A 20,560-nucleotide genomic window follows, 5' to 3' on the forward strand; every position below is an offset into this window, starting at 1 on the left:
AATGAACAGAAGGGATTTTTTGTCGTCGGCATGTAAGATAGCAGCCTTTGCAGGTGCTGCGGGTTTTGTAAATACCGCATACACACAGACAGAAACCAGACCGAATATAATATTCATCTTAGCAGATGACCTTGGATGGGGCGACCTGGGCTGTTACGGCAACCCGAGAATCAAAACGCCCAATCTTGACAAATTGGCCGCGAAGGGAACCAGACTTACACAGTTCTATACCTGCGGCAGTGTATGCTCGCCTACCAGGGTCTCCGTGCTTACCGGCAATTTCCCCGCAAGGCATGCAATTCACGGCCATTTTGCCTCAACAGATCAAAATAAGCAAAGAGGTATGCCCGATAGCCTTGATCCCGCGGTGCAGACCCTGCCGCGTCTGCTCAAATCTGCCGGCTATATCACCGGCCATATCGGTAAATGGCATATAGGAATAGAAGACGCTTCTGAATACGGCTTCAACGAGGCAAAAACCACTAATGGCGGCGGCAGCGATGCCTATGCCATGCCCGATGGGTATCAGGCGTTCCGAAATAATTCAACAGAGACGTTTACCGATGACGCTGTTGATTTCATAAACAGGCACAAAAGCTCGCCGTTTTTTCTGAACCTGTGGTATCTCGACCCTCATGCCACGCTTGAGCCCTCAGATGAGCTGCTCAAAGAGTATGAGCACCTGAGAGTCTCGGAGAAATTCACAGGTGCCCAGCAGATATACTATTCGATTGTAACCAATCTTGACAGGCAGGTGGGCAGGCTGCTTTCGGTGCTTGAGGAACAGGGCCTCTCTGATAATACGATAGTGATTTTCTCCAGCGACAACGGCCCCGAAGACATCTATATCTCAAACGCCTCTCACAGTGCCGCGGGCAGTCAGGGGCCCTTCAGAGGCAGGAAACGCAGCCTGTATGAGGGCGGAATCCGGGTACCTTTCATCATCAGATGGCCCGGCAAGATCGGCGCCGGGGAGGTTGACGATACTACTGTTATGACAACCGCAGACCTGCTGCCTTCGCTCTGCCGCACAGCCGGGGTCGGCAATTACAGGCCGGTTGACGGTGAAGACCTTTCGCATGTTTTCAAAGGCAAAGAAGTCAAACGGGAAAAACCGATTTTCTGGGAGTACCGTTTCCCGGATTATTCATATCATATAAACCGCAGCCCGCTTATGGCGATGCGCCGGGGCAATTGGAAACTGCTTGCCAATCCGGACGGTTCAAGAATCGAGCTGTACGATATAAAAACAGACCCTATGGAGCTTGACAATCTCGCAGAAGAAAAACCGGAATTAACAGAAACACTGTTTACGCGGCTCTTAAAATGGCACAAATCACTGCCCGAAGGTGAAATATCGCCAAATGCCGGCTCAAACGGATACAACTGGCCGGAAACGCTGAATAGATAAAAAACAAAGAAAGTAAAATATGCAGGAAAACAAATTTATTAAAGATGCTCTTGATGAGTTTTTCATTGATCGGAAATTCGGAGTATTCATACATTGGGGTCTCTATTCTGTCCTCGCCGGCAGGTGGCAGGGCAAAACAACTCCTTATATTGCCGAATGGATAATGAAACGTGAGAGAATTCCCGTCAAGGAATACGAGAAGATAGCTTCGCAATTCAACCCTGGTAATTTTGACGCCGATGAGTGGGTTGAGAACATAGCCCGCAGCGGGGCACGCTATATGGTTGTAACCGCAAAGCATCACGAGGGTTTTGCGATGTACCATTCAAAAGTCAGCCCGTTTAACGTGGTTGATGCTACAGAGTTCGGCAGGGATATAATCGGGGAGCTCTCTATCGCGGCGAAAAAATACGGGATTAAATTCTGCCTGTATTATTCTCATGACCAGGACTGGCATCACCCGCACGGCTTTGGCAACGATTGGGATTACCGTCCTCAAGACCAGGATTTCGATGTTTATTTTAATGAAATGGTTTTGCCTCAGGTACGTGAGCTTTTGACAGGTTACGGTTCAATAGGCATGATATGGTTCGATACCCCTTTCAGTATCGATAAGGCTAAAAGCCGCAGGCTCTGTGATTTTGTCCATGAACTCCAGCCGGCGTGTCTCGTAAACGGCCGTATCGGACATGATCTCGGTGATTTTTCAGAGATAAGCGATAACGGTGTGCCTTCAACAGTTGTGGAGCAGGCATGGGAAACTCCCCTGACAATGAACGATTCGTGGGGGTACAAGGTTGACGATAATAACTGGAAGAAGCCGCAGACACTTGTGCGGTACCTCTCTGGGATCGTCGGCAAAGGCGGTAACTGCCTGCTTAATATAGGGCCCGACGGAGACGGCAATATTCCCGAACAAAGCGTTGAGATTCTCGATTCTATCGGATCCTGGCTGAGGATAAACGGTGATGCGGTTTACGGCACGCATCACAATCCGTTTCCTGTTGATTATCAGTGGGGAACACTGACCAGCCGGAACAACAAACTGTTCCTCCATGTTCACAGGGCAAACGGCGGCAAAATAATCCTCAAGGGTCTCAAAAACTCCGTTTTGTCCGTTGCCTACAAAAATCGTGAGCTCTTTTTCTCACAAGCTCAAGACAGCTCGGGAACACTGGAGATTGAAACGCCGCAAGACTTTGATCTTGAATATCCGGCTGTAATCAGGGTAGAGGTTGACGGTAAGGTCGAAGTTGACCGCTCAATAACCCAGCAAGGGGATAATTCTGTTGTTCTTGAAGCCGGAATTGCCGTTGCATCGGGATCAGATTCCCAGATAAGTATCAGCCATCTTGGAACTACAAACAACTGGTTTGACACAAATGAGAGTCTGTGCTGGAGCTTTCGGGTTGACAATCCCGGCCGTTTTCATATTAATATTGTTACAATTGGCGAAAGGGCAGACGGTGACCCGGCAACTCCGCTTGAGTGGGAGGGCGGCCACAAAATAACCGTAGCCGTAGCTGATAAATCGTTAACCGGAATTATAACTAAAGACAGCGAAATGGAGAATCCTGTCAACTCGCATTTTCCTCTGTATATAACAGAGATTGGCGAGATTGATTTGAATGAACCCGGTGAGTATGAAATGCGAATACGAGCCAAGAGCATTGTAAACGAAAAAGAAATTGGATTCACCTTGCGTTCAGTAATTTTAAACCCAATAAAAACAGAAGCATATGAATATGAACAGGCCGAATGTAATTCTTGTCTTAACCGATGACCAGGGGTACGGCGATCTGGGCTGTCACGGAAACCGGATTGTACAAACGCCCAATATCGACAGCTTTTATGACGAGAGCTCTCGATTTACAAATTATCATGTAGGGCCCACCTGTGCGCCGACAAGAGCGGGGCTTTTCACCGGCCATTACGCCAACAGCACCGGAGTCTGGCACACAATCGGCGGCCGCTCACTTCTGCGAGGTGATGAATGGACAATAGCTGATGCTATGAAATCCGCCGGTTGGAAAACAGCCATTTTCGGCAAGTGGCATCTGGGCGATGAATATCCGTATCTTCCTCATTACAGAGGCTTTGAGAAGTCTCTTATACACAAGGGCGGCGGCATCAGCCAGGCGCCGGACTACTGGGGAAACGATTATTTTGATGATACATATTATGATAACGGCAAGCCGGTAAAATTCAGCGGATATTGCACAGATGTATGGTTCGACAAGGCAATCGAGTTTATAGAAGAGAATCGGGATAACCCTTTTTTGTGCTGTATTACGCCTAATGCGCCGCACTCTCCCTACAACGTGCCAAAAAAATACAGCGATATGTACGCCGGCAAAGTGCCTGCCGCCCGTGCCGCGTTTTACGGCATGATCACCAATATAGACGAGAATTTCGGTAAACTGCGGCGAAAACTCCAAACGCTTGGCATAGAAGATGATACGGTCCTCATTTTTATGACAGACAACGGAACCAGCTGCGGGTGCAGCATAGATGATGAAGGTTTTGTAACCGATGGATACAACGCAGGGATGCGAGGCGTAAAGGGTTGGCCGTATGAAGGCGGGCATCGGACGCCGTTTTTTATAAGATGGGCCCGGGGCGGCATTAACAAAGCGGCTGATATAAATAATGTAACCGGAAATATCGATTTTATGCCGACTATTCTTGATCTGTGCGGTATTGATGACGGCGGCCGGACATTCCACGGCAAAAGTCTTGTGCCGCTTCTTGAGGGCGGTGCGCGGCAGGATCGGGTTATCGTTACCGATTCCCAGCGGCTGGTAAATCCGGTTAAGTGGCGGCTCAGCTCTGTAATGACAGATAATTACCGTCTGATAAACGGCAGCGAACTTTATGATATAAGTTGCGATCCGGAGCAAAGATGCGATATTTCAGCTCAACATCAGGATATCGTTAACCGCCTCCGCGATGAGTATGAAAAGTGGTGGCGGCTCGTCAGCGGAAAGTTTGAGCAGGAGATACCGATTCCGGTCGGTGCCGAGCTCGGCGAACAAACGGTTCTCTGCTGCCATGACTGGCGTTTTGAGCCGGCTTCTGGCGAGGAAGTTGCGGCGAATCTGCACAACTGGAGGTTTGATGATTGTGATACCGCCTGGAGCCAGGGTCACATACGCCAGGCCAAGATAACTAACGGATATTGGGAAGTTTACGTCCAAAAAACCGGTATTTACAAGATAAAACTCTGCCGCTGGCCCCAGGAATCCGGCCATTCGCTCAAAGAAGGGTTCGAAGGTGATGATGTTCAATGGCGAAGCGATATCATCGCCTCGGAGGACTACTGGCTGTACAGAGACGGCAGGGCGATTGACATTGTCGAGGCAAAGCTGATTATTAACGGCAAAGAATACGTCAAGGATGTAACAGAAGATAAAATGTCGGCAGATTTCCAGCTGCGGCTGTCAAAAGGGCCGGCAAATCTGAAAACCATCTTTACGCTTTCAGACAACACGAAGCTGGGGGCGTATTATGCTTATTTAACCAGAATTACCGAATAAAACACAGAAACATCTTGTTGTAAAGAAGTTATACACCGTCATTAAACGAACAATAATCGATCAGGAAAGGTCATATAAATGTCGTATGAACATGGCTGGGCAGCAATCAATCTTGATATGCCCCCGAGAGTCCCCCGAACAGAGTATTCGGTTGAAAGCTATCACTTTGAACTTATCCGTGAAATAACGGGAATAGATGTGAACCGGCAAAGCAGCGATGCGGATAAACTCCGTGCCAGGCAGGCGTTCTGCAAGGCCTGGAACTATGATTTTTATTTTGCCTGTCTTCCTTACACCACCGGCGAACTTGTAGCCGAAAAGAGGACTTCCATGGGGCACGCCGAATATGCCGCAAACGGTGATGACATGAACAGCGATGTCAGTTGCCCGTTTAAAACCCCGCAGGAAGTGTTAAGTTTCGATCCGTGGGAAGAATACGGTAATCGAGACCGCAAGAAGCTGGTTTCCATGTTTGAGCAGGATTATAAAAAAAACTGCTGCGGCAATCCTGACGGCGTAAGCATGACCGGCATATACTGCTCGCTTATATCCGGTTTGATAGAAATTTTCGGCTGGGAGATGATGCTTACCGCTATGGGTACGGATCCTGCGGGTTTTGGTGAGGTTGCCAACCGCTACGCGGAGTGGAATCTCCAGCATTTCGAGAGCCTGGCAGAGGCGGATATACCAATTGTAATGATACACGATGATATAGTATGGACTTCCGGTCCGTTCACATCTCCAGACTGGTACCGGAAATACGTCTTTTCAAACTACAAGAGGCTTTTTGCTCCAATCCTTGAGAGCGGCAAAAAATTAACCTACTGTTCTGACGGCGATTATACGATGTTTATCGATGATATCGCGGCGTGCGGCGTCAACGGTTTTGTGTTGGAGCCGATGACCGATATGGCATATATTGCCGAAAAATACGGCAAGACGCATTATTTTATCGGCAATGCCGATACGAGGATATTGCTTGACGGCACAAAAGATGATATCCGCCGCGAAGTTGCACGCTGCATGGATATAGGCAAAAAATGCCCTGGTTTCTTTATGGCGGTTGGCAATCATATACCGGCAAACACACCGGTTGATAACGCCTTGTATTACAATCAGTGTTACGAAGAAATGTCCAAAAGGAATTGAACTTAGGTCGTTTAATCCTGTTACATTTCGCACAACTTTGCGAAATATTCGTAAAATACTACATGTTCAGTAAAAAACTCTTGCCACAGGCCGGAGAATCTATAGAATGAGCGACCTGTAAATTTTAGCGATTCGATATTTATGGTCGGGTCCCATACAAGTTGAGGCTCGTGAACCTGGTCAGGCGGGGAACCGAGCAGCCATAAGCGTAGTCTTGATTGTGTGTGGCAAACCCGGCCACCTTTTTTATACTTCATGCCGGATATAGCTGGGGCTGCTTCAGTTGTAAGAATTGTTAGCAATAAGCATAACGCTGCCCATAAATGAATTACAGGCAGCGTTTTAGCCCCAATTTCTCACTTAGGTCTCGAAACCGGTAAAAATAAAAATATTTTCGATGTTTCTGGCCTTTGAGGGGTGTTTCGATTCTGGATTTGGCTTTGGTACAGACCTGCCCTATTGCATAGGTGAATTTCTATGCGATAATTTGGGTATGTATTTGAAAAAGCACAGGCGTAAAAAGAACGGTAAATGCAACACCTATTACAGTATTGCTGAGAAGCGGAAGGTCTCCGGTTATCGGCATGTGGAGAAGGTGGTTCTTTACCTTGGTGAGATCAGCGGCTCTCAAAAGAAGGCCTGGCAGAGATCAATTGAGATAATCAACGAAGATAACAAACCTGTACACAAAACTCTTTTTGCTTTTGATCAGGACAACCAGAGCTGTCACGATGTTGATACGATACCGGTTAACATCTCAAAGATGAGACTGGAACGACCGCGTAGGTTTGGCGATTGCTGGCTGGCTTCTGAAATGTGGGATCAGCTTGGTTTTGACCGCTTCTGGTCAGAGCGGATTGATACAGACAGATCGCCGGTCGCATTCTCAAAAGTCCTCAAGTTGCTTACGGTGAGCAGGCTGATAAAACCTTCTGCCGAATACTTTGTCCATCAGCACTGGTTCAGCCAGAGTGCTATGGACGCCATTCTTGATTGTGATTTTGAGATTGCCGAGAAAAACAGGCTCTACCGTTGTCTTGACCGTATCCTTCCATACAAAGAGGAACTTTGCAAATACCTTAAAGACACCTGGCAAGGAATGTTCAACCTTGAGTACGACATCCTGCTCTATGATATCACCAGCACGTATTTCGAGGGGCTATGCAAGCAGAATCCCAAGGCAGAATTCGGCCACAGCAAAGACAGACGCAGTGATTGCAGACAGGTGCTGATAGCCCTTGTTGTTACGCCGGAGGGCTTTCCTCTTGACTATGAAGTACTTCAGGGAAATACATCTGAAAAGACGACATTAAGACCCCTGCTCAACAAGATAGAAACAATGTACGGCAAGGCCAACAGGGTCTGGCTGATGGACAGGGGCATACCAACGGAAGCTACGCTCAAGTTCATGCGTAAGAACAATATAAGCTATCTTGTTGGCACACCCCGCAGACAGCTCGATGATTATAGCAGTGAACTTTCTGAAAAGGACTGGGAGCAGGTAAACAGCAGTGTTCATGTGAAATACATCGAAAAAGAGGGCGAATGCTATGTCCTTGCCAGGAGCAGGGATCGTATGCAAAAGGAGAGGGCCATGCGTAAAAGAAAACTGCGTAAATATCTTGACGGACTTGAAAAACTCAAGGGATATCGCAATTATGAACGTTTTTATAAACGCCTTGGGGCTTTGCAATCACAGGCCGGTAACGCTTATAGATGTGTGGAGCTCGATATTCCGGGGCAAAAGGAGCGGATTGAAGCCGGCGAATTCAGGTATCACATAAACCGGCAGAAATACCGTGATATGATCTATCGTGACGGCAAGTACTTTTTGCGGACCAATCAGAAGGGCAAGGATGGTAAGGCACTCTGGAATGAGTATATGCTGCAGTGCAACGTTGAGCAGTCTTTCAGAGAACTCAAGAGTGATCTTGGCATTCGCCCTGTATATCACCATAAAGAAGAGCGTGTTGATGCCCATATCTTTGTGGCGTTTATAAGCTATTGCCTGCAGGTGACATTGCGGCATAAGCTGCGGGTGAGTGCCTGTGGCCTAACCGCACAGGCTGCCCTGGAAACGATGAGCCGTATCCAGATGCTTGATGTAACATTTGAAACACTTGACGGTCGGTACCTCTTGATGGAGAGATACACCGAGCCCGAGGCAGATCAGCGTCTGATACTGCACCACCTGAACATGGATCTGCCGCTGCAGAAGCCACCCAAAATATACAGCAGCCAGGTCAAAGATTAAGACCCCCTTTGGCGACACACCAACACCGCGGACGCTACCATAAACCCTGTTTTACACCCCTAAGTGAGAAATTGGGGTTAGGTTATTTGTGATGTTATACAGGCAGTTTCAGCTCAGATACATCAGCTTTTAACTCAACGAGCCTGTCATAATATATTTTAAAACGGTCTTTGAGGCTGGAGATAGAGCTTTTAATCTCTTCAACTTCTGATTTAACCTGTTTTGCTTCATCAGAAAGAAGGTCTGTAACCGAGAAGTCCTCAAGTTTGGCCTGAACGCCTTTGAGCTCATCGTATTTCTCTACAACAGCTTGTTTATACTTTTGGGCTGTCTGCATAAGCTGGTCAGTATTCATCTGCTGCGCCTTTTGTGTGAGCTCTGCAATTGAGCTTTGCAGGTCAACCGCGATTTTCCCGGCAGAAGAGCCGGCGGATTGGGCCTGTCCTGAAGCGGTTTCCGGGCCTGCGGGCGTAGGCTCATCACTGCCGCATCCGCACATGAAGATACTGATTACTGCTGTAAAAACTGCCGCCATAAGTAAGTTTTTATTCATTTTTGATTTCCTTGTTAAAAATTATTACTGTTAAATTACATTACCGGTAATCATATTAAAGCTCTTGAGACCTGCAAGATAAAAGTATAACTCTTTTTGGTTTTATGCCTGCCGGCAACAGCCATGCCCTGCAAAGGAGGGTGAAGTAATAAAATCTTTGACTCAAAGGGTTTTATAGTTAAAATCCTATATGCTGTATTATAAATTAAAATAATTGGTATTCAGGAGAATTAAATTGTCTGTAAATACTTGCATTAAAAGGTTTTGTCTGTTAGCGGCGGTGTCGGTTCTTATTGTTGCAGGCGGCTGCGGCAGGCATCGTGCTGTAGAGCTGTATGTTGACGCGGTAATGCTTAATGACCTTGATCAGCGCGATAAGGCCCTTAGAAAACTTGACGGTGCCTTGATCAATGACAGGTCTTTTGCGCTTGCCTATTCTCTCAAGGGCGATATCTACCAGAGGCAGGGCAATTACGAGATGAGTTCAAAGGCCTATGAAAGGGCAACAGAGCTCAATCCAATGTCATTTAAAGATTTTTACAATCTTGGCATCGTAAATGTTCATCTTGAGAGACTTCGTAAGGCCGCCAACGCATTTGTAGCCGCTTCCGAGATAGATCCGCAGAGTTACGACTCACATTACCAGGCCGGAGTATGTTATCAAAAGTTAAAGGACTTCGCAAACGCGATTCCTTGTTACAACAAAGCCCGTCAGATCAAGCCCGACAGTACAGAGATTGACAAGATGCTTGGAGAGATATTTACAGAGCTTGAAGACTATGACAAAGCCGTAAGTGAATACCGAAGAGCGTTAGAACGAGAAGGCAATAAACCCGAACTGATGATGCCCCTGGCGACGGCCTACCTTCGTCTGGAGCGATACAATGCAGCCAAAGAACTCTTGAATGCAGTTGTTGATTTAGAACCTGCCAATAAGATGGCGCATCAGTACCTTGGTTTCGCGGTTATTAAGACCGGAAACCCTCAGGCGGCAGTGGGGCATTATTTGCAGGCCGTAGATCTCGATTATACCGACTGGATGGCTCATAAGGGCCTCGGTGTAGCGTATCTTTTAAGTTATGGCCAGACAGGCGATAAAAGTTTGCTGAAGAAGGGCGTTGACCAGTGGAAGTTGTCTTTGAAATTAAACCCTGATCAGCCTCAGCTGACACGCATGATAAGTAAATATCAGTCCCTGCTTTAACATTGAAGCAGTTTTTAAGGGCCTTTTATGAGTTTCAAATATAAACCGCCTCAGCCTGGTTTGCTGGTGATTTTTGTAATAACCGCGTCAGTCTTTCTGTTTATTGACTTGTGGAGCAAATCCGCAGTTTTTGAATTTCTCGCCGATAAGCCGTATTGGCGTTATGAGGTAATACCCGGCTGGTTCAATCTGGTAATGCGGGAAAACTCCGGCGCTGCATGGAGCATGTTTGCCGGTCAGCGGTTGTTTTTAACCGGAATATCAGCATTTGCCATGGCGGCACTGATAGTAATAGCTTTTGTGGGAATGTTCAAAACACGAGTAGAATATTTTGTGCTGGGAATGTTCACAGCAGGCGTTGCGGGCAATCTTTATGACCGTTTGTTTAACGATGGTAAGGTCAGAGATTTTATAGATATAAATCTGCAGATAAATGATTATCACTGGCCGACATTTAATATAGCAGATTCCCTGCTCTGTATAGGCGTGGGAATTTACATTTTAGGTTTTGTATTTTTCGCAAAAGAAAAAGAGAGCAGAAATGATAGTACAGATTAGAGGAAAACTTCTTGACCTTGATCAGAGTTATGCTGTTGTTGAGGTTGACAGTATAGCTTATGAAGTAATGCTGCCCGGATACTGTGTAAGCTCGCTTTCGGGCAGTATAGGTAAAGAAGTGACCTTGTGCACTATGGAATACTACGAGGGAACGCCGGGCGGGGGCAATCTTATACCCCGACTTGTCGGGTTCAACACTCGAGGCGAGAGAGATTTTTTTGCTATATATACCGGCGTAAAGGGTATGGGCATAAGGAAAGGGCTTAAAAGCCTTGCCATGCCGATAGAAACAATCGCCGCCGCCATCGAGAATGAAGATGAAAAGTTTCTAAAATCATTGCCGGGCGTCGGGCCCAGGCTCGCCCAGCATATCATCGCTGAACTGAGCGGCAAGCTGGTTACTTTTGCAATGCAGGGATATTCCGGCGGAGGCGAAGGCAAAGGCATCAAAGCTGATTTCACTGATTATCAGATAGAGGCACTTGAAATCCTGATTGCCTGGGGAGAAAAACGCAATGAAGCCATAGAGCTTGTTCAAAAGACTGTTCAAAATCATCCGGACATTAAAAGCTCTGAGGAACTTGTTCCGCTGATATACAAACTAAAACAGGGCGGGGAGGTGTAGATTGGCGATAGAACGTGTAGTCAATACAGTTTCTCGAGGTAAGCAGGAAGAGAGTTTCAATAACGCCCTGCGTCCCGAATCACTCCAAGAGTGCATCGGCCAGCAGAATGTCAAAGATAAGCTATCAATTGCCATCACCGCAGCCCGGCAAAGAAGTGAGCCGCTTGAACATATACTTTTCTACGGCCCTCCGGGTCTTGGGAAAACCACCCTTGCAAATATAATCTCAAATGAGATGAAGGCCAATATTCGTGTAACCTCCGGGCCCGCCTTAACCAAGCAGGGCGATGTTATGGGGCTTCTGAGCAATATCAGCCAGGGTGATATCCTTTTCATAGACGAAATACACCGGCTCAATACTGTAGTTGAGGAGTTTATATATCCGGCTATGGAGGATTTCAAGGTCGATTTTACCGTCGATTCCGGTATGCACGCAAAAACGATTAACTTTCCGCTGAAACGATTCACGCTCATAGGGGCCACAACCCGGGCAGGGCTGATAAGTGCGCCTTTGCGAAGCCGGTTTGGAATGCTGTTTCATCTGAATTATTACAATACCCGGGAACTTACACTGATAGTAAAACGCAGCGCAGGGATGTTGAATCTTGATTACGATGAAGATGCTTTGTCGCTTATAGCATCCCGGAGCCGCAGTACGCCGCGTATTGCGAACAGACTTCTCAAACGTGTTCGCGACTACGCCCAGGTTAAGGGCAGCGGGAAACTCACCGTTGATATAGTGGAATCTTCTCTGAAGATGGAGCGTATCGATCAGTACGGCCTTGACGAGCTTGACAGAGCGTTTCTCAAGGCACTTATCACAGTTTATGACGGCGGCCCCAGCGGCATAGAGGCAGTCGCGGCTACCCTGGGTGAGGAGCGGGACACTCTTGAGGATGTAGTAGAGCCCTATCTGCTTCAAAATGGTTTTCTGCGGCGAACTAAACGCGGCAGGGAGGCCACGAAAAAGGCGTATGATCATCTCGGTTTTGACAGCGGCGGTTTAGAAAAAAAAGAACCAAACCTGTTTGATTAAAATGGCAGTAAGCAGAAGAAAATTCAGTCCTGCAAAAGCTATAATTGTATCGGCCGCAGTGCACGGCCTGATACTTATTGTGTTTTGCTTTATAACTTTTTCACGGGCGGATTCCCCCGGAAACGAAATCCAAACGCCGCAGGCAAATATTGAACATGTCCGAAGGATTATCAACAGCCGTCCGGTTATGCCCAAGCCGTCAGTAAAAAAACGTACATTTACTGCAAAACGTCCTGTAAAACGTGATATTTCCGCCAGAAGTCTGGTTACCCGAAGCGATACAGATTCTACATTCAGCAGCGATGAGGAGCCCCAGATCACCTTCAGCGATCTTGGCGGTGACGGCATGAGTGACATTGAATTTTTCGGCAACAGGGCTTCAGCCTCAAATGTATGCTTTGTCGTTGATGGTTCGGGCAGTATGCTTGGCCTTACGCACAGCGTAAAGAAACAGTTGATATCTTCTGTTAAAAGGTTAAATGCGGGCAATCATATTTACTTGATTGTGTTCAGCGGCGATGGCCTGCTGACCACTGCGAATGATAAAATGGTCAGGGCATCTGCCGCGGCAGTGTCACAAACGGTTGAAATGGTTAATGCCTTGCCGATGCCCTCAGGCAGCCCTAAAGCCTTATCAGCACTTAAAAAGGCATTTGAGCTGACCTCACACGACGGCGGCAAGCCGGATGTGATTTACTTTTTGACTGATGGGTTCGACTATTCAGATTCCGCGAACCGTGATTTTACGCAAACGGTGATGCGTTTGAGAAACGAAATCGCCCCGAATACCAGGATACACACAATTGGTTTCTGGTCAGGAGTCAGCGACAGTGAAATGCTCAGGCAGATAGCAGAGAATACCGGCGGAAAATTTTCCCGGTTTATGGGCGATGACTGATAGAGACTAAAGAATATAGGTGGTTTTATGCAAAACTCGGCAGCGATAGAAATGCCCCAGTGGCTCTTACCGGCCTGCGGAAATTATGTCCAGACAACAAATATTGAAGCTCAGATGCGTTTTGTGATAGAGCTCTCAAAAATGAACGTTTCTTATGAGACGGGCGGGCCTTTTGGGGCAGCGGTTTTTGAGCTGGAAACCGGCCGGCTTCTCTCCGCCGGAGTAAACCGTGTTGTGCCGCTTAGCAGCTCAATTCTACACGCTGAAATGACGGCATTGCTTTTTGCCCAGCAAAGCCTCGGTTCGTACTCAATCTCGGCTGCCGGCAGAGAGGCAGTTCTGGTCTCAAGCTGTGAGCCTTGTGCGATGTGTATGGGGGCGATACCCTGGGCAGGTCTCTCCGCCCTGGTCTGCGGCGCAAGGGATGAGGACGCCCGAAAAGCCGGCTTTGACGAGGGGGACAAACCCCAAGGCTGGGTTGAGAAACTCGAAAACAGAGGCATAAAAGTCACGCAAGATGTGCTTCGCGATGAAGCCGCGAAAGTTATCAGAGATTTTGCCCTTTCCGAGTCTAAAATCTACAACGGCTGAGTCCAGACCCCTAACAAGTTCTCGGTTTGGACTTTTGGAGAGTTTTTTATAAGCCTAAGACATCTTTCATGGTGTACAAACCAGGTTTCTTCCCGGCTATCCAGTGAGCGGCCCTGATTGCGCCTCTAACGAAATTATCTCTGTTATGTGCAGAGTGCGAGAGCTTCACGGTTTCGCCAAGACAGCTGTAGAGTACCTCGTGTTCACCGATAATATCACCGCAGCGTACAGCGTGCATTCCGATAGTACCCTTTTTGCGGAGACAGTCGCCTCCTTCGCGTCCGTGCTGGAGACATGCGGGGTAATCCAGGCCGGCTCCTTCGGCGGCACGTTCTGCCAGCGTGAGGGCTGAACCGCTGGGCGAATCTTTTTTAAAGCGGTGATGCTGCTCAATGATTTCAATGTCATATTCATCACCAAGCATCGAGGCGGCATTTTTTGCCATTTCAAAGAGAACATTCATTCCAACACTCATATTTGTTGCCTGGATTACAGCGATTTTCTCTGAAGCGGATTTTACTGCCGCAAGCTGTTTCTCTGAAAGCCCCGTTGTACCCATAATCAGTGCGGTACCGCTTGAAAGGCAGTAGCTGATTGTCTCATCAGCGGCGGCTGCCAGGGTGAAGTCAATCATTACATCCGCGCCGTCAGGTTTTTCGCTTGATATCTTTGTGTCAATGTTTCCGACGCCGGCAACTTCTCCGGCATCCATGCCAAGCATCATGCTTTCAGTGTGCTCAAGTGCTGCTGTAATGTCAAAATTGCCGTTTTCCACAGCCAGAGCAGTTATTCGTCTGCCCATTCTTCCGGCAGCTCCGTTTATGATTAGCGATGTAGTCATAGTAAAATCCTTTATTTTTATTTCAATTCTGTTTTAATCTTATTATATATGAAAACCGCGGAATTTCAAGAATAGCCTGTTTTTCATGTTTGAGTTTTTGTATAATCAGTTTAAAACATAGATTAAATTGGATGATATTTTGAAAAATTTCCTTAGAAAAGTAATTTTAGATGCGGGTGAGATTTCTCTTGATTACCGGCAAAAGGGCTTTGAAGTCTCGAGAAAGTCCGCCAAAGACCTTGTTACGGAGGCAGACAGGGCGGTCGAGAAATTTCTTACAAAAAAAATCACCGAGCAATACCCTTCGCATGGAATTCTGGGAGAAGAATACGGCAGCACAAAAACGGGAGAATACTGCTGGGTCATTGATCCTATCGACGGAACGTCCTCGTTTGTGCACGGCCACCCGTTTTACTCGATTTCTATTGCATTGCAGAGGGGCGGTGAAACTATTCTCGGTGCTGTTTACGCTCCTGTTCTTGATGAGCTGTTCACGGCAGAGAAGAACGCAGGGGCGTTTTTAAATTGTGAAAAGATTCAGGTTTCTCCTACATCTGAGCTGATTGATGTTATGGCTGCGACCGGATTTGCCTGTATCAGGGCGGGGCTCGAACACAACAACCTTAAATATTTCAATAGAATAATTCCTAAGATACGGGGGATCAGGCGATGCGGTTCCGCTGCGATAGATTTGAGCTATGTAGCGTGCGGAAGGTACGATGTTTTCTGGGAACTTAACCTCAAGAAATATGATTTCGCGGCAGGTGCGTTGATACTGGAAGAGGCCGGCGGCAAAGTTACAGGCTTTGACGGAAAACCTTCTCCAACAGGAGAAACACTTCTGGCGACAAATTCAATTCTTCACAGACAGTTTCTTGAAATGCTGAATTTGTTGTAAACACCCAAAACATCAGGGTGGGTTGCAGGGCCGTAAACAAGGTGTCCCACCCTGTTTGTTCGTGAATTAAAATATATTGAATTGCGAATGGATACTGTTTAAAGCATTTACACAAGTTGAAATACCGTTGGCTTGTCATGGTGTTTTGCAGTGAAGTTAAATCATGGAGTGTGGTCTCGGAAGCATGCCAAGTTGCGTTTCAAAGATGTGCACCAACGGTATATTCAACCTGTTTATTCGGGGTTCAGTATTAAATTTTCAAATTTCTTAAGTATGTCAAGCCGCGGCAGCCCATGGGTCGAAGCCGCCGCGGCCTTTTCTGTTTATTGTGCTATACTTTGGGAGATAACTGCCACGTCTGCGACTGTGACAGAACCGTCGTTGTTGATATCCCTTCCCTGGCACCAGCCGTTTTCGGGGCTGCATTCGGTTTCAAGCCAAAAGTTGGCAATCGCCGCAAGGTCCATGGAATTGACCAGGCTGTCACCGTTGATATCGCCTTTTGTGCCTCCAAAAACCAGGCTTGGGGGGATTATAGCAAGGGTTTCTTCAATCCACCCTGAGTAATAGCTTATCCTGTGGGCGTATGCCCTGTCAGGCTGGTCTCTGAGGGTGTCGGGATTTTTGAACCACGCCTGAGAATAGCTTGCGGATTTAGTTGATACACCATAGGTTAAACCAGCAAGTTTCCATTGGCCTTCATGATATATGAACCACCCGCCTCCGGAGTCATATTCAGCCGCAGTGCCTTCGTACTGGGCCGCTGATGAATGACCGGGGCCGTCAAAGTCCAGCATCATGAAAGAGTCTCCCATTAGCGAGTCTATGTAATTTTGTGCCCAGCGAAGATTTGTGTTTCCCTCCGGGGCCCAGTTGTAGCCGTAGAGTTTGTTTTTGTTGTAAAGCCCTTCGCCGCGGCCTTTTCCGTACCCGCCGAGAACTATCTGCTTGCTTACTTCGGAGTCAGTCTCAACGTCCTCGGCTGTATATACTCCCGCGTAATTTGTGAAATTGGCGTTATTAAGAGAGCATATTCGAATGTCTGAGCCGACAGGGGGCACGTAAACGTCTTTGACTGTATAACTCTTGCCGTTTATGACTACCGGAGATGTCGCGGCGGCGTTGTAGCCGTTTTGGTGACAGGTCGTGATAACGACGTTGGGGCCGATAACTACGCATGAGGCGTTAGTTCCCCATCGCCCCATACACTCATTGGCAGGGTGGTCGCTCCAGTCGGCAGGGGGAGTTGTTTCAGAATGAGATATTATCGCTGATGTTTCTACATTGATGTAAAGCAGGACAAATACGGCAACTAATGCGCACTTTGCAAAAGCTTTCATGTTCCTTAAACCTTACTAATTAAACCACAAATTAAGTACCTGCACAATCAAGGCAGAGAAAGACGTGCATCAGTAGAATGACTAAAATATCAAATGCCGTATTCCCAGGAGCGCTGACCCATGTAAAATGCGCTTTTAAACCTGGGCGAAATCAATGGTGTGTATAGTCAATTGACAGCTATTAACTGTCGTGCTGCTTGCCATTTCGTGCTCTAAAATTGTGCCCTAAACAAAGTCTGGAAACTCCAGACAACCAGGAATTATTCTATTGTTTCAAATATCGAGTTGCAAGTAAAATTTTAAAAAATCTGAAAAATTATATTTTAACCCGATTGTTGCGATCTCTAAGTCTATTAGAATAATGACTTTGGATTCTTGAAATATTTTACGTTTTTTTGAGGGATTGTTGTATTTTTTTGTGAAGATTTATGAATTTAGTTAACTGTTTCTGGTTTTTTAAGGTGTTCGAAGTGAGCGGCTTTTAAAACGTACTTAAGTTTATTGTCTTAATAAACCGCTGAAAGTCTCGCATGGATAGCCCAAAAATACTTTTTAAGTTTAGAGGCTTTGATCAACTGAAAAATATTCTGACTAAATGAAGCGAAAATCAGGTTGTCAATATTGTGTAAATATATATAATTCTTAATTTTAGTCAGAATATAATTACTCCCGTCCTTTTGCGGTCAGACTTGCAGCCGCACGGGAGTGCAATGCAGATGTAAAATTAAGGTTTAACAATGGCAAAATTAACAAAACTTGACGATATCGTGTCTTTATGCAAACGGCGGGGATTTATTTTCCAGTCCAGTGAAATTTATGGAGGCCTGGCAAGCTGTTACGATTACGGCCCGCTGGGGTGTGAACTCAAACGTAATGTACGCCAGGCATGGTGGAAAGCCATGGTTCAGATGCGTGATGATGTTGTTGGGCTGGACAGCTCCATTCTTATGCATCCGCTTATCTGGAAAGCCTCGGGACATGCGGATCATTTCAGTGACTTGATTGTAGAATGCAAAAAGTGCCATACACGCACAAGAGTTGACCATCTCACAGACAAAGACGGTCGCACTGCTGAAGAGAGCGGCGGTGAACCGGCAGATACAAAAGACAAGGTTTGTCCCAATTGCGGTACAGTGGGTAATTTCACCGAGCCGATGGCGTTTAAGCTCATGTTCGAGACTGAGATGGGTGCTAATGCCGACGACCGGATGACGCTTTACATGCGGCCGGAGACGGCTCAGGGCATTTTTGCCAATTTCCGTAACGTTCTGGATACTACCCGTGTTAAGGTTCCTTTTGGTATAGCCCAGATCGGCAAGAGTTTTCGAAATGAAGTAACAACCAAGGCTTTTATCTTCCGTACACGGGAATTTGAGCAGGGAGAGATAGAGTTTTTCTGCGAGCCGGGAACAGATGACCAGTGGTATGAGCACTGGAAGCAGCAGCGTTTTGACTGGTATGTAAGCCTTGGCATAAACCCGGATAACCTGCGTATGAGAGATCATGCCCAAGACGAGCTGGCGCACTACGCAAAGGGCTGTGTCGATATTGAGTACAGATTCCCCTTTGGTTCGGGCGACTGGCAGGAGCTTGAGGGAATAGCAAATCGGACTGATTATGATCTTCGCCAGCATCAGCGAGGAATGCGGTCTATAAATGACTGGATTGAAGCCGGGCGAGATCTTACCAAAATAGAGCTTAAAGAAGAATCGCAGGATTATCACAAAGGTCCGCTGTCATATTTTGATGAGCAGCAGAAAAAACGCTATATCCCTTATGTTATAGAGCCAAGTGCCGGCATAGACCGCAGCACCCTTGCTTTTCTTGTCGATGCTTACGATGAAGAAGAGCTTGAGGGCGGCCCGAGGAATCTGCTGCGTTTCCATCCCGACCTGGCACCGGTTAAGGCGGCGGTTTTCCCGCTGGTTAAGCGCGACGGCATGCCGGATATCGCCAGAAATATCTGTGACGGCTTGAAAAAACATTTTGCCGCTTTTTATGATGAAAAAGGCGCAATAGGGCGCAGATACCGCAGACAGGACGAGGCAGGCACACCGTTCTGCATCACGGTTGACGGCCAGATTAAAGAAGATAACTGCGTAACCGTAAGGCACCGTGACACCATGGTTCAGGAACGGGTGAATGTCGATCAGGTACTGAATTACCTCCGTGACGGCATGGATAACTGGATGGATAAGTAATCTGTAACGGATTGTATTGCGGTAGATGCAGTATTCTGATAGAATAATTATTCCAAATTTGAGGCTATAATGATAATCGACGATGTTCAAAATTCAGGGTTTTACAAAGGGATATCACCTTTAATAGATGAGGCTCTTGACCTGCTCGCAGCGGAAGACTTTCTTTCCAAACCTGACGGTGAGTATTCGGTTCAGGGCCGCGAGCTCTTTTATATAGTCCAGCGATACCCAACCAAACCGGTATCGGAGGGCTTTTTCGAAACCCACAAAAAATACATAGATATCCAGCTTGTCGTTTCGGGCTCTGAAATGATCGGTTATGCAAACCGCAAAGACCTTGCAGTAAAAGATGCTTACGACGAATCACGTGATCTGGAGTTCTACGAAAGGCCCGAAACATTTACACCGGTAAACTTCAGCCGCGGCACCTTCGGCATATTCTGGCCGCAGGATGGGCACATGCCGGGAAGGTCCGACAAAGAAAAATCCGATGTCTGTAAAGTAGTTTTCAAGGTAAGATACGAATAATAGAATAATGACTATTGAGGTTAAACAAAACTATATAAAGTCACCGCTAAATTACATTGGTGGTAAATATAGGCTGTTGGGGCAGATACTGCCTTTATTTCCTCAAAAAATCAAAACTTTCTTTGATCTTTTTGCTGGAGGCTGTAACGTTGGAATTAACACTGATGCCGCTAGTTTATGTTTTAATGACAATCTTACGTACCTTGTTGATATGTATAAAGCTTTTCTTGAGAAGGGAATGTACCGGACGCTTGATCATGTCGAAAAAAGGATTTTTGAATTTGACTTGTCTAAAACCAATAGAGATGGATATTTAAAATTGCGTAAATTATACAATATTAAAAGAGACCCTTTAGATTTATTTGTTCTAATTGCGTATTCTTTTAATCACCAGATCAGGTTTAACAATTTACATGATTTCAATAATCCATTTGGTACAAATAAGAGCAGTTTTAATAATAATATGAGAAATAACCTTATTTCTTTTATTAGCAGGCTTGAAGCCTGCGATGTTTATTTCTCAGACAAGCGGTTTCAAGATTTTGATTTCACTCAAATCACTGAAGATGATTTTGTTTACTGCGACCCTCCATACTTAATAACAACAGGAACTTACAACGATGGCAGGAGGGGATTTGGCGGTTGGAGCGATACAGACGAATATCAGCTTTTGGCCGTCTTAGACAATTTACATAAAAAGAGCGTTCGTTTTGCCCTCTCAAATGTACTGTTACATAAGGGTAAATTTAATTACATCCTGAATGATTGGCTGGATAAAAATCCAGCATTTTGTGTGAATCATATTAACTACAATTACTCCAATTCTAATTACCAGACGTTAGTCAGGGATGTGAGTGCTACTAAGGAGGTTCTGATAACTAACTATAAGCCAGACATTCGTTCTGAAAAAGATCTTTTCAGTTGTTTAGAGTATTGA

General features: G+C 46.3%; 18 protein-coding genes and 1 other RNA gene. 16 read left to right on the plus strand and 3 right to left on the minus strand.

The features are described from left to right. Nucleotide 1: 1 nt before the first annotated feature. The 6 genes from SMSP2_RS03535 (at nucleotide 2) to SMSP2_RS03560 (ending at nucleotide 8,350) form a co-directional block, all read left to right on the plus strand. Nucleotides 2-1,411: a sulfatase-like hydrolase/transferase gene (locus tag SMSP2_RS03535; RefSeq protein ID WP_186804835.1), complete on the plus strand. Its 1,410-nt coding sequence runs from the start codon at nucleotides 2-4 to the stop codon at nucleotides 1,409-1,411. Nucleotides 1,412-1,430: 19 nt separating this feature from the next. Beyond that, entirely contained in the window at nucleotides 1,431-3,194 is a 1,764-nt protein-coding gene (locus SMSP2_RS03540; protein WP_146682641.1) for an alpha-L-fucosidase, read from the plus strand. After that, nucleotides 3,157-4,947: an arylsulfatase gene (locus SMSP2_RS03545; RefSeq protein ID WP_186804836.1), complete on the plus strand. Its 1,791-nt coding sequence runs from the start codon at nucleotides 3,157-3,159 to the stop codon at nucleotides 4,945-4,947. Before SMSP2_RS03540 ends, SMSP2_RS03545 begins: the two co-directional genes overlap by 38 nt. Before the next feature lie 78 nt (nucleotides 4,948-5,025). Further along, entirely contained in the window at nucleotides 5,026-6,096 is a 1,071-nt protein-coding gene (locus tag SMSP2_RS03550; protein WP_146682643.1) for a uroporphyrinogen decarboxylase family protein, read from the plus strand. A gap of 143 nt (nucleotides 6,097-6,239) precedes the next feature. Continuing rightward, nucleotides 6,240-6,338: signal recognition particle sRNA small type (gene ffs / locus SMSP2_RS03555), an RNA gene on the plus strand. A gap of 155 nt (nucleotides 6,339-6,493) precedes the next feature. Further along, nucleotides 6,494-8,350 (plus strand): IS1634 family transposase, encoded by a 1,857-nt coding sequence (locus tag SMSP2_RS03560; RefSeq protein ID WP_146682644.1) that lies wholly within the window; start codon nucleotides 6,494-6,496, stop codon nucleotides 8,348-8,350. A 94-nt stretch (nucleotides 8,351-8,444) separates the two neighbouring features. On the opposite strand, the gene SMSP2_RS03565 is transcribed toward SMSP2_RS03560, so the two are convergent. Continuing rightward, the gene (locus SMSP2_RS03565) at nucleotides 8,445-8,903 is read right to left on the minus strand and encodes a PCRF domain-containing protein (RefSeq protein WP_146682645.1); all 459 of its coding nucleotides are present in this window, start codon (nucleotides 8,901-8,903) and stop codon (nucleotides 8,445-8,447) included. Between the two features lie 235 nt (nucleotides 8,904-9,138). Here SMSP2_RS03565 and SMSP2_RS03570 point away from each other — a divergent pair, with 235 nt between their 5' ends. Genes SMSP2_RS03570 through SMSP2_RS03595 form a run of 6 tightly spaced genes read left to right on the plus strand, consistent with a single transcriptional unit; the run spans nucleotide 9,139 to nucleotide 13,815 of the window. Further along, nucleotides 9,139-10,107 carry a tetratricopeptide repeat protein gene (locus SMSP2_RS03570; protein ID WP_146682646.1) on the plus strand — a complete coding sequence of 323 codons (969 nt, stop codon included), beginning with the start codon at nucleotides 9,139-9,141 and terminating at the stop codon, nucleotides 10,105-10,107. Between the two features lie 27 nt (nucleotides 10,108-10,134). Continuing rightward, nucleotides 10,135-10,665: a signal peptidase II gene (gene lspA / locus SMSP2_RS03575; RefSeq protein WP_146682647.1), complete on the plus strand. Its 531-nt coding sequence runs from the start codon at nucleotides 10,135-10,137 to the stop codon at nucleotides 10,663-10,665. After that, nucleotides 10,649-11,290, plus strand: a complete 642-nt coding sequence (ruvA, locus tag SMSP2_RS03580; RefSeq protein ID WP_146682648.1) for a Holliday junction branch migration protein RuvA — start codon at nucleotides 10,649-10,651, stop codon at nucleotides 11,288-11,290. The genes lspA and ruvA overlap by 17 nt, the downstream gene beginning before the upstream one ends. Nucleotide 11,291: 1 nt before the next feature. After that, nucleotides 11,292-12,326, plus strand: coding sequence for a Holliday junction branch migration DNA helicase RuvB (gene ruvB / locus SMSP2_RS03585; protein WP_222566393.1), 1,035 nt, complete (start codon nucleotides 11,292-11,294; stop codon nucleotides 12,324-12,326). A gap of 1 nt (nucleotide 12,327) precedes the next feature. Further along, on the plus strand, nucleotides 12,328-13,224 hold the full coding sequence (locus tag SMSP2_RS03590; protein WP_146682649.1) for a vWA domain-containing protein: 897 nt from the start codon (nucleotides 12,328-12,330) through the stop codon (nucleotides 13,222-13,224). A 27-nt stretch (nucleotides 13,225-13,251) separates the two neighbouring features. Then, nucleotides 13,252-13,815, plus strand: coding sequence for a nucleoside deaminase (locus tag SMSP2_RS03595; protein WP_146682650.1), 564 nt, complete (start codon nucleotides 13,252-13,254; stop codon nucleotides 13,813-13,815). Nucleotides 13,816-13,861: 46 nt separating this feature from the next. On the opposite strand, the gene dapB is transcribed toward SMSP2_RS03595, so the two are convergent. Further along, nucleotides 13,862-14,656, minus strand: a complete 795-nt coding sequence (gene dapB, locus SMSP2_RS03600; RefSeq protein WP_146682651.1) for a 4-hydroxy-tetrahydrodipicolinate reductase — start codon at nucleotides 14,654-14,656, stop codon at nucleotides 13,862-13,864. 139 nt (nucleotides 14,657-14,795) lie between these two features. Between dapB and SMSP2_RS03605 the strand changes: the two genes are divergently transcribed. Beyond that, nucleotides 14,796-15,554 carry an inositol monophosphatase family protein gene (locus SMSP2_RS03605; RefSeq protein WP_146682652.1) on the plus strand — a complete coding sequence of 253 codons (759 nt, stop codon included), beginning with the start codon at nucleotides 14,796-14,798 and terminating at the stop codon, nucleotides 15,552-15,554. A gap of 323 nt (nucleotides 15,555-15,877) precedes the next feature. Here SMSP2_RS03605 and SMSP2_RS03610 read toward each other — a convergent pair whose 3' ends face one another. Then, nucleotides 15,878-16,894 carry a dockerin type I repeat-containing protein gene (locus SMSP2_RS03610; RefSeq protein WP_146682653.1) on the minus strand — a complete coding sequence of 339 codons (1,017 nt, stop codon included), beginning with the start codon at nucleotides 16,892-16,894 and terminating at the stop codon, nucleotides 15,878-15,880. 737 nt (nucleotides 16,895-17,631) lie between these two features. Here SMSP2_RS03610 and SMSP2_RS03615 point away from each other — a divergent pair. From SMSP2_RS03615 to SMSP2_RS03625, 3 genes are all read left to right on the plus strand, one after another. Beyond that, nucleotides 17,632-19,095: a glycine--tRNA ligase gene (locus tag SMSP2_RS03615; RefSeq protein WP_146682654.1), complete on the plus strand. Its 1,464-nt coding sequence runs from the start codon at nucleotides 17,632-17,634 to the stop codon at nucleotides 19,093-19,095. A 69-nt stretch (nucleotides 19,096-19,164) separates the two neighbouring features. Beyond that, a complete protein-coding gene (locus tag SMSP2_RS03620) occupies nucleotides 19,165-19,623 on the plus strand; it encodes a NanQ anomerase/TabA/YiaL family protein (protein WP_146682655.1) in 459 nt (152 codons plus the stop codon). Nucleotides 19,624-19,630: 7 nt separating this feature from the next. Further along, on the plus strand, nucleotides 19,631-20,560 hold the full coding sequence (locus SMSP2_RS03625; RefSeq protein WP_146682656.1) for a DNA adenine methylase: 930 nt from the start codon (nucleotides 19,631-19,633) through the stop codon (nucleotides 20,558-20,560).

Source organism: Limihaloglobus sulfuriphilus, assembly GCF_001999965.1.
Taxonomy (GTDB): Bacteria; Planctomycetota; Phycisphaerae; order Sedimentisphaerales; family Sedimentisphaeraceae; genus Limihaloglobus; species Limihaloglobus sulfuriphilus.

What these genes read in the sequence shown, in the direction of transcription:
- SMSP2_RS03625 (WP_146682656.1), top strand. Translation starts at nt 19,631, where the DNA reads ATGACTATTGAGGTTAAACAAAACTATATAAAGTCACCGCTAAATTAC.
- SMSP2_RS03610 (WP_146682653.1), bottom strand. Translation starts at nt 16,894, where the DNA reads ATGAAAGCTTTTGCAAAGTGCGCATTAGTTGCCGTATTTGTCCTGCTT.
- SMSP2_RS03540 (WP_146682641.1), top strand. Translation starts at nt 1,431, where the DNA reads ATGCAGGAAAACAAATTTATTAAAGATGCTCTTGATGAGTTTTTCATT.
- SMSP2_RS03620 (WP_146682655.1), top strand. Translation starts at nt 19,165, where the DNA reads ATGATAATCGACGATGTTCAAAATTCAGGGTTTTACAAAGGGATATCA.
- SMSP2_RS03550 (WP_146682643.1), top strand. Translation starts at nt 5,026, where the DNA reads ATGTCGTATGAACATGGCTGGGCAGCAATCAATCTTGATATGCCCCCG.
- SMSP2_RS03595 (WP_146682650.1), top strand. Translation starts at nt 13,252, where the DNA reads ATGCAAAACTCGGCAGCGATAGAAATGCCCCAGTGGCTCTTACCGGCC.
- SMSP2_RS03545 (WP_186804836.1), top strand. Translation starts at nt 3,157, where the DNA reads ATGAACAGGCCGAATGTAATTCTTGTCTTAACCGATGACCAGGGGTAC.
- lspA (WP_146682647.1), top strand. Translation starts at nt 10,135, where the DNA reads ATGAGTTTCAAATATAAACCGCCTCAGCCTGGTTTGCTGGTGATTTTT.
- SMSP2_RS03565 (WP_146682645.1), bottom strand. Translation starts at nt 8,903, where the DNA reads ATGAATAAAAACTTACTTATGGCGGCAGTTTTTACAGCAGTAATCAGT.
- SMSP2_RS03590 (WP_146682649.1), top strand. Translation starts at nt 12,328, where the DNA reads ATGGCAGTAAGCAGAAGAAAATTCAGTCCTGCAAAAGCTATAATTGTA.
- ruvA (WP_146682648.1), top strand. Translation starts at nt 10,649, where the DNA reads ATGATAGTACAGATTAGAGGAAAACTTCTTGACCTTGATCAGAGTTAT.
- dapB (WP_146682651.1), bottom strand. Translation starts at nt 14,656, where the DNA reads ATGACTACATCGCTAATCATAAACGGAGCTGCCGGAAGAATGGGCAGA.
- SMSP2_RS03615 (WP_146682654.1), top strand. Translation starts at nt 17,632, where the DNA reads ATGGCAAAATTAACAAAACTTGACGATATCGTGTCTTTATGCAAACGG.
- SMSP2_RS03560 (WP_146682644.1), top strand. Translation starts at nt 6,494, where the DNA reads ATGTTTCTGGCCTTTGAGGGGTGTTTCGATTCTGGATTTGGCTTTGGT.
- SMSP2_RS03535 (WP_186804835.1), top strand. Translation starts at nt 2, where the DNA reads ATGAACAGAAGGGATTTTTTGTCGTCGGCATGTAAGATAGCAGCCTTT.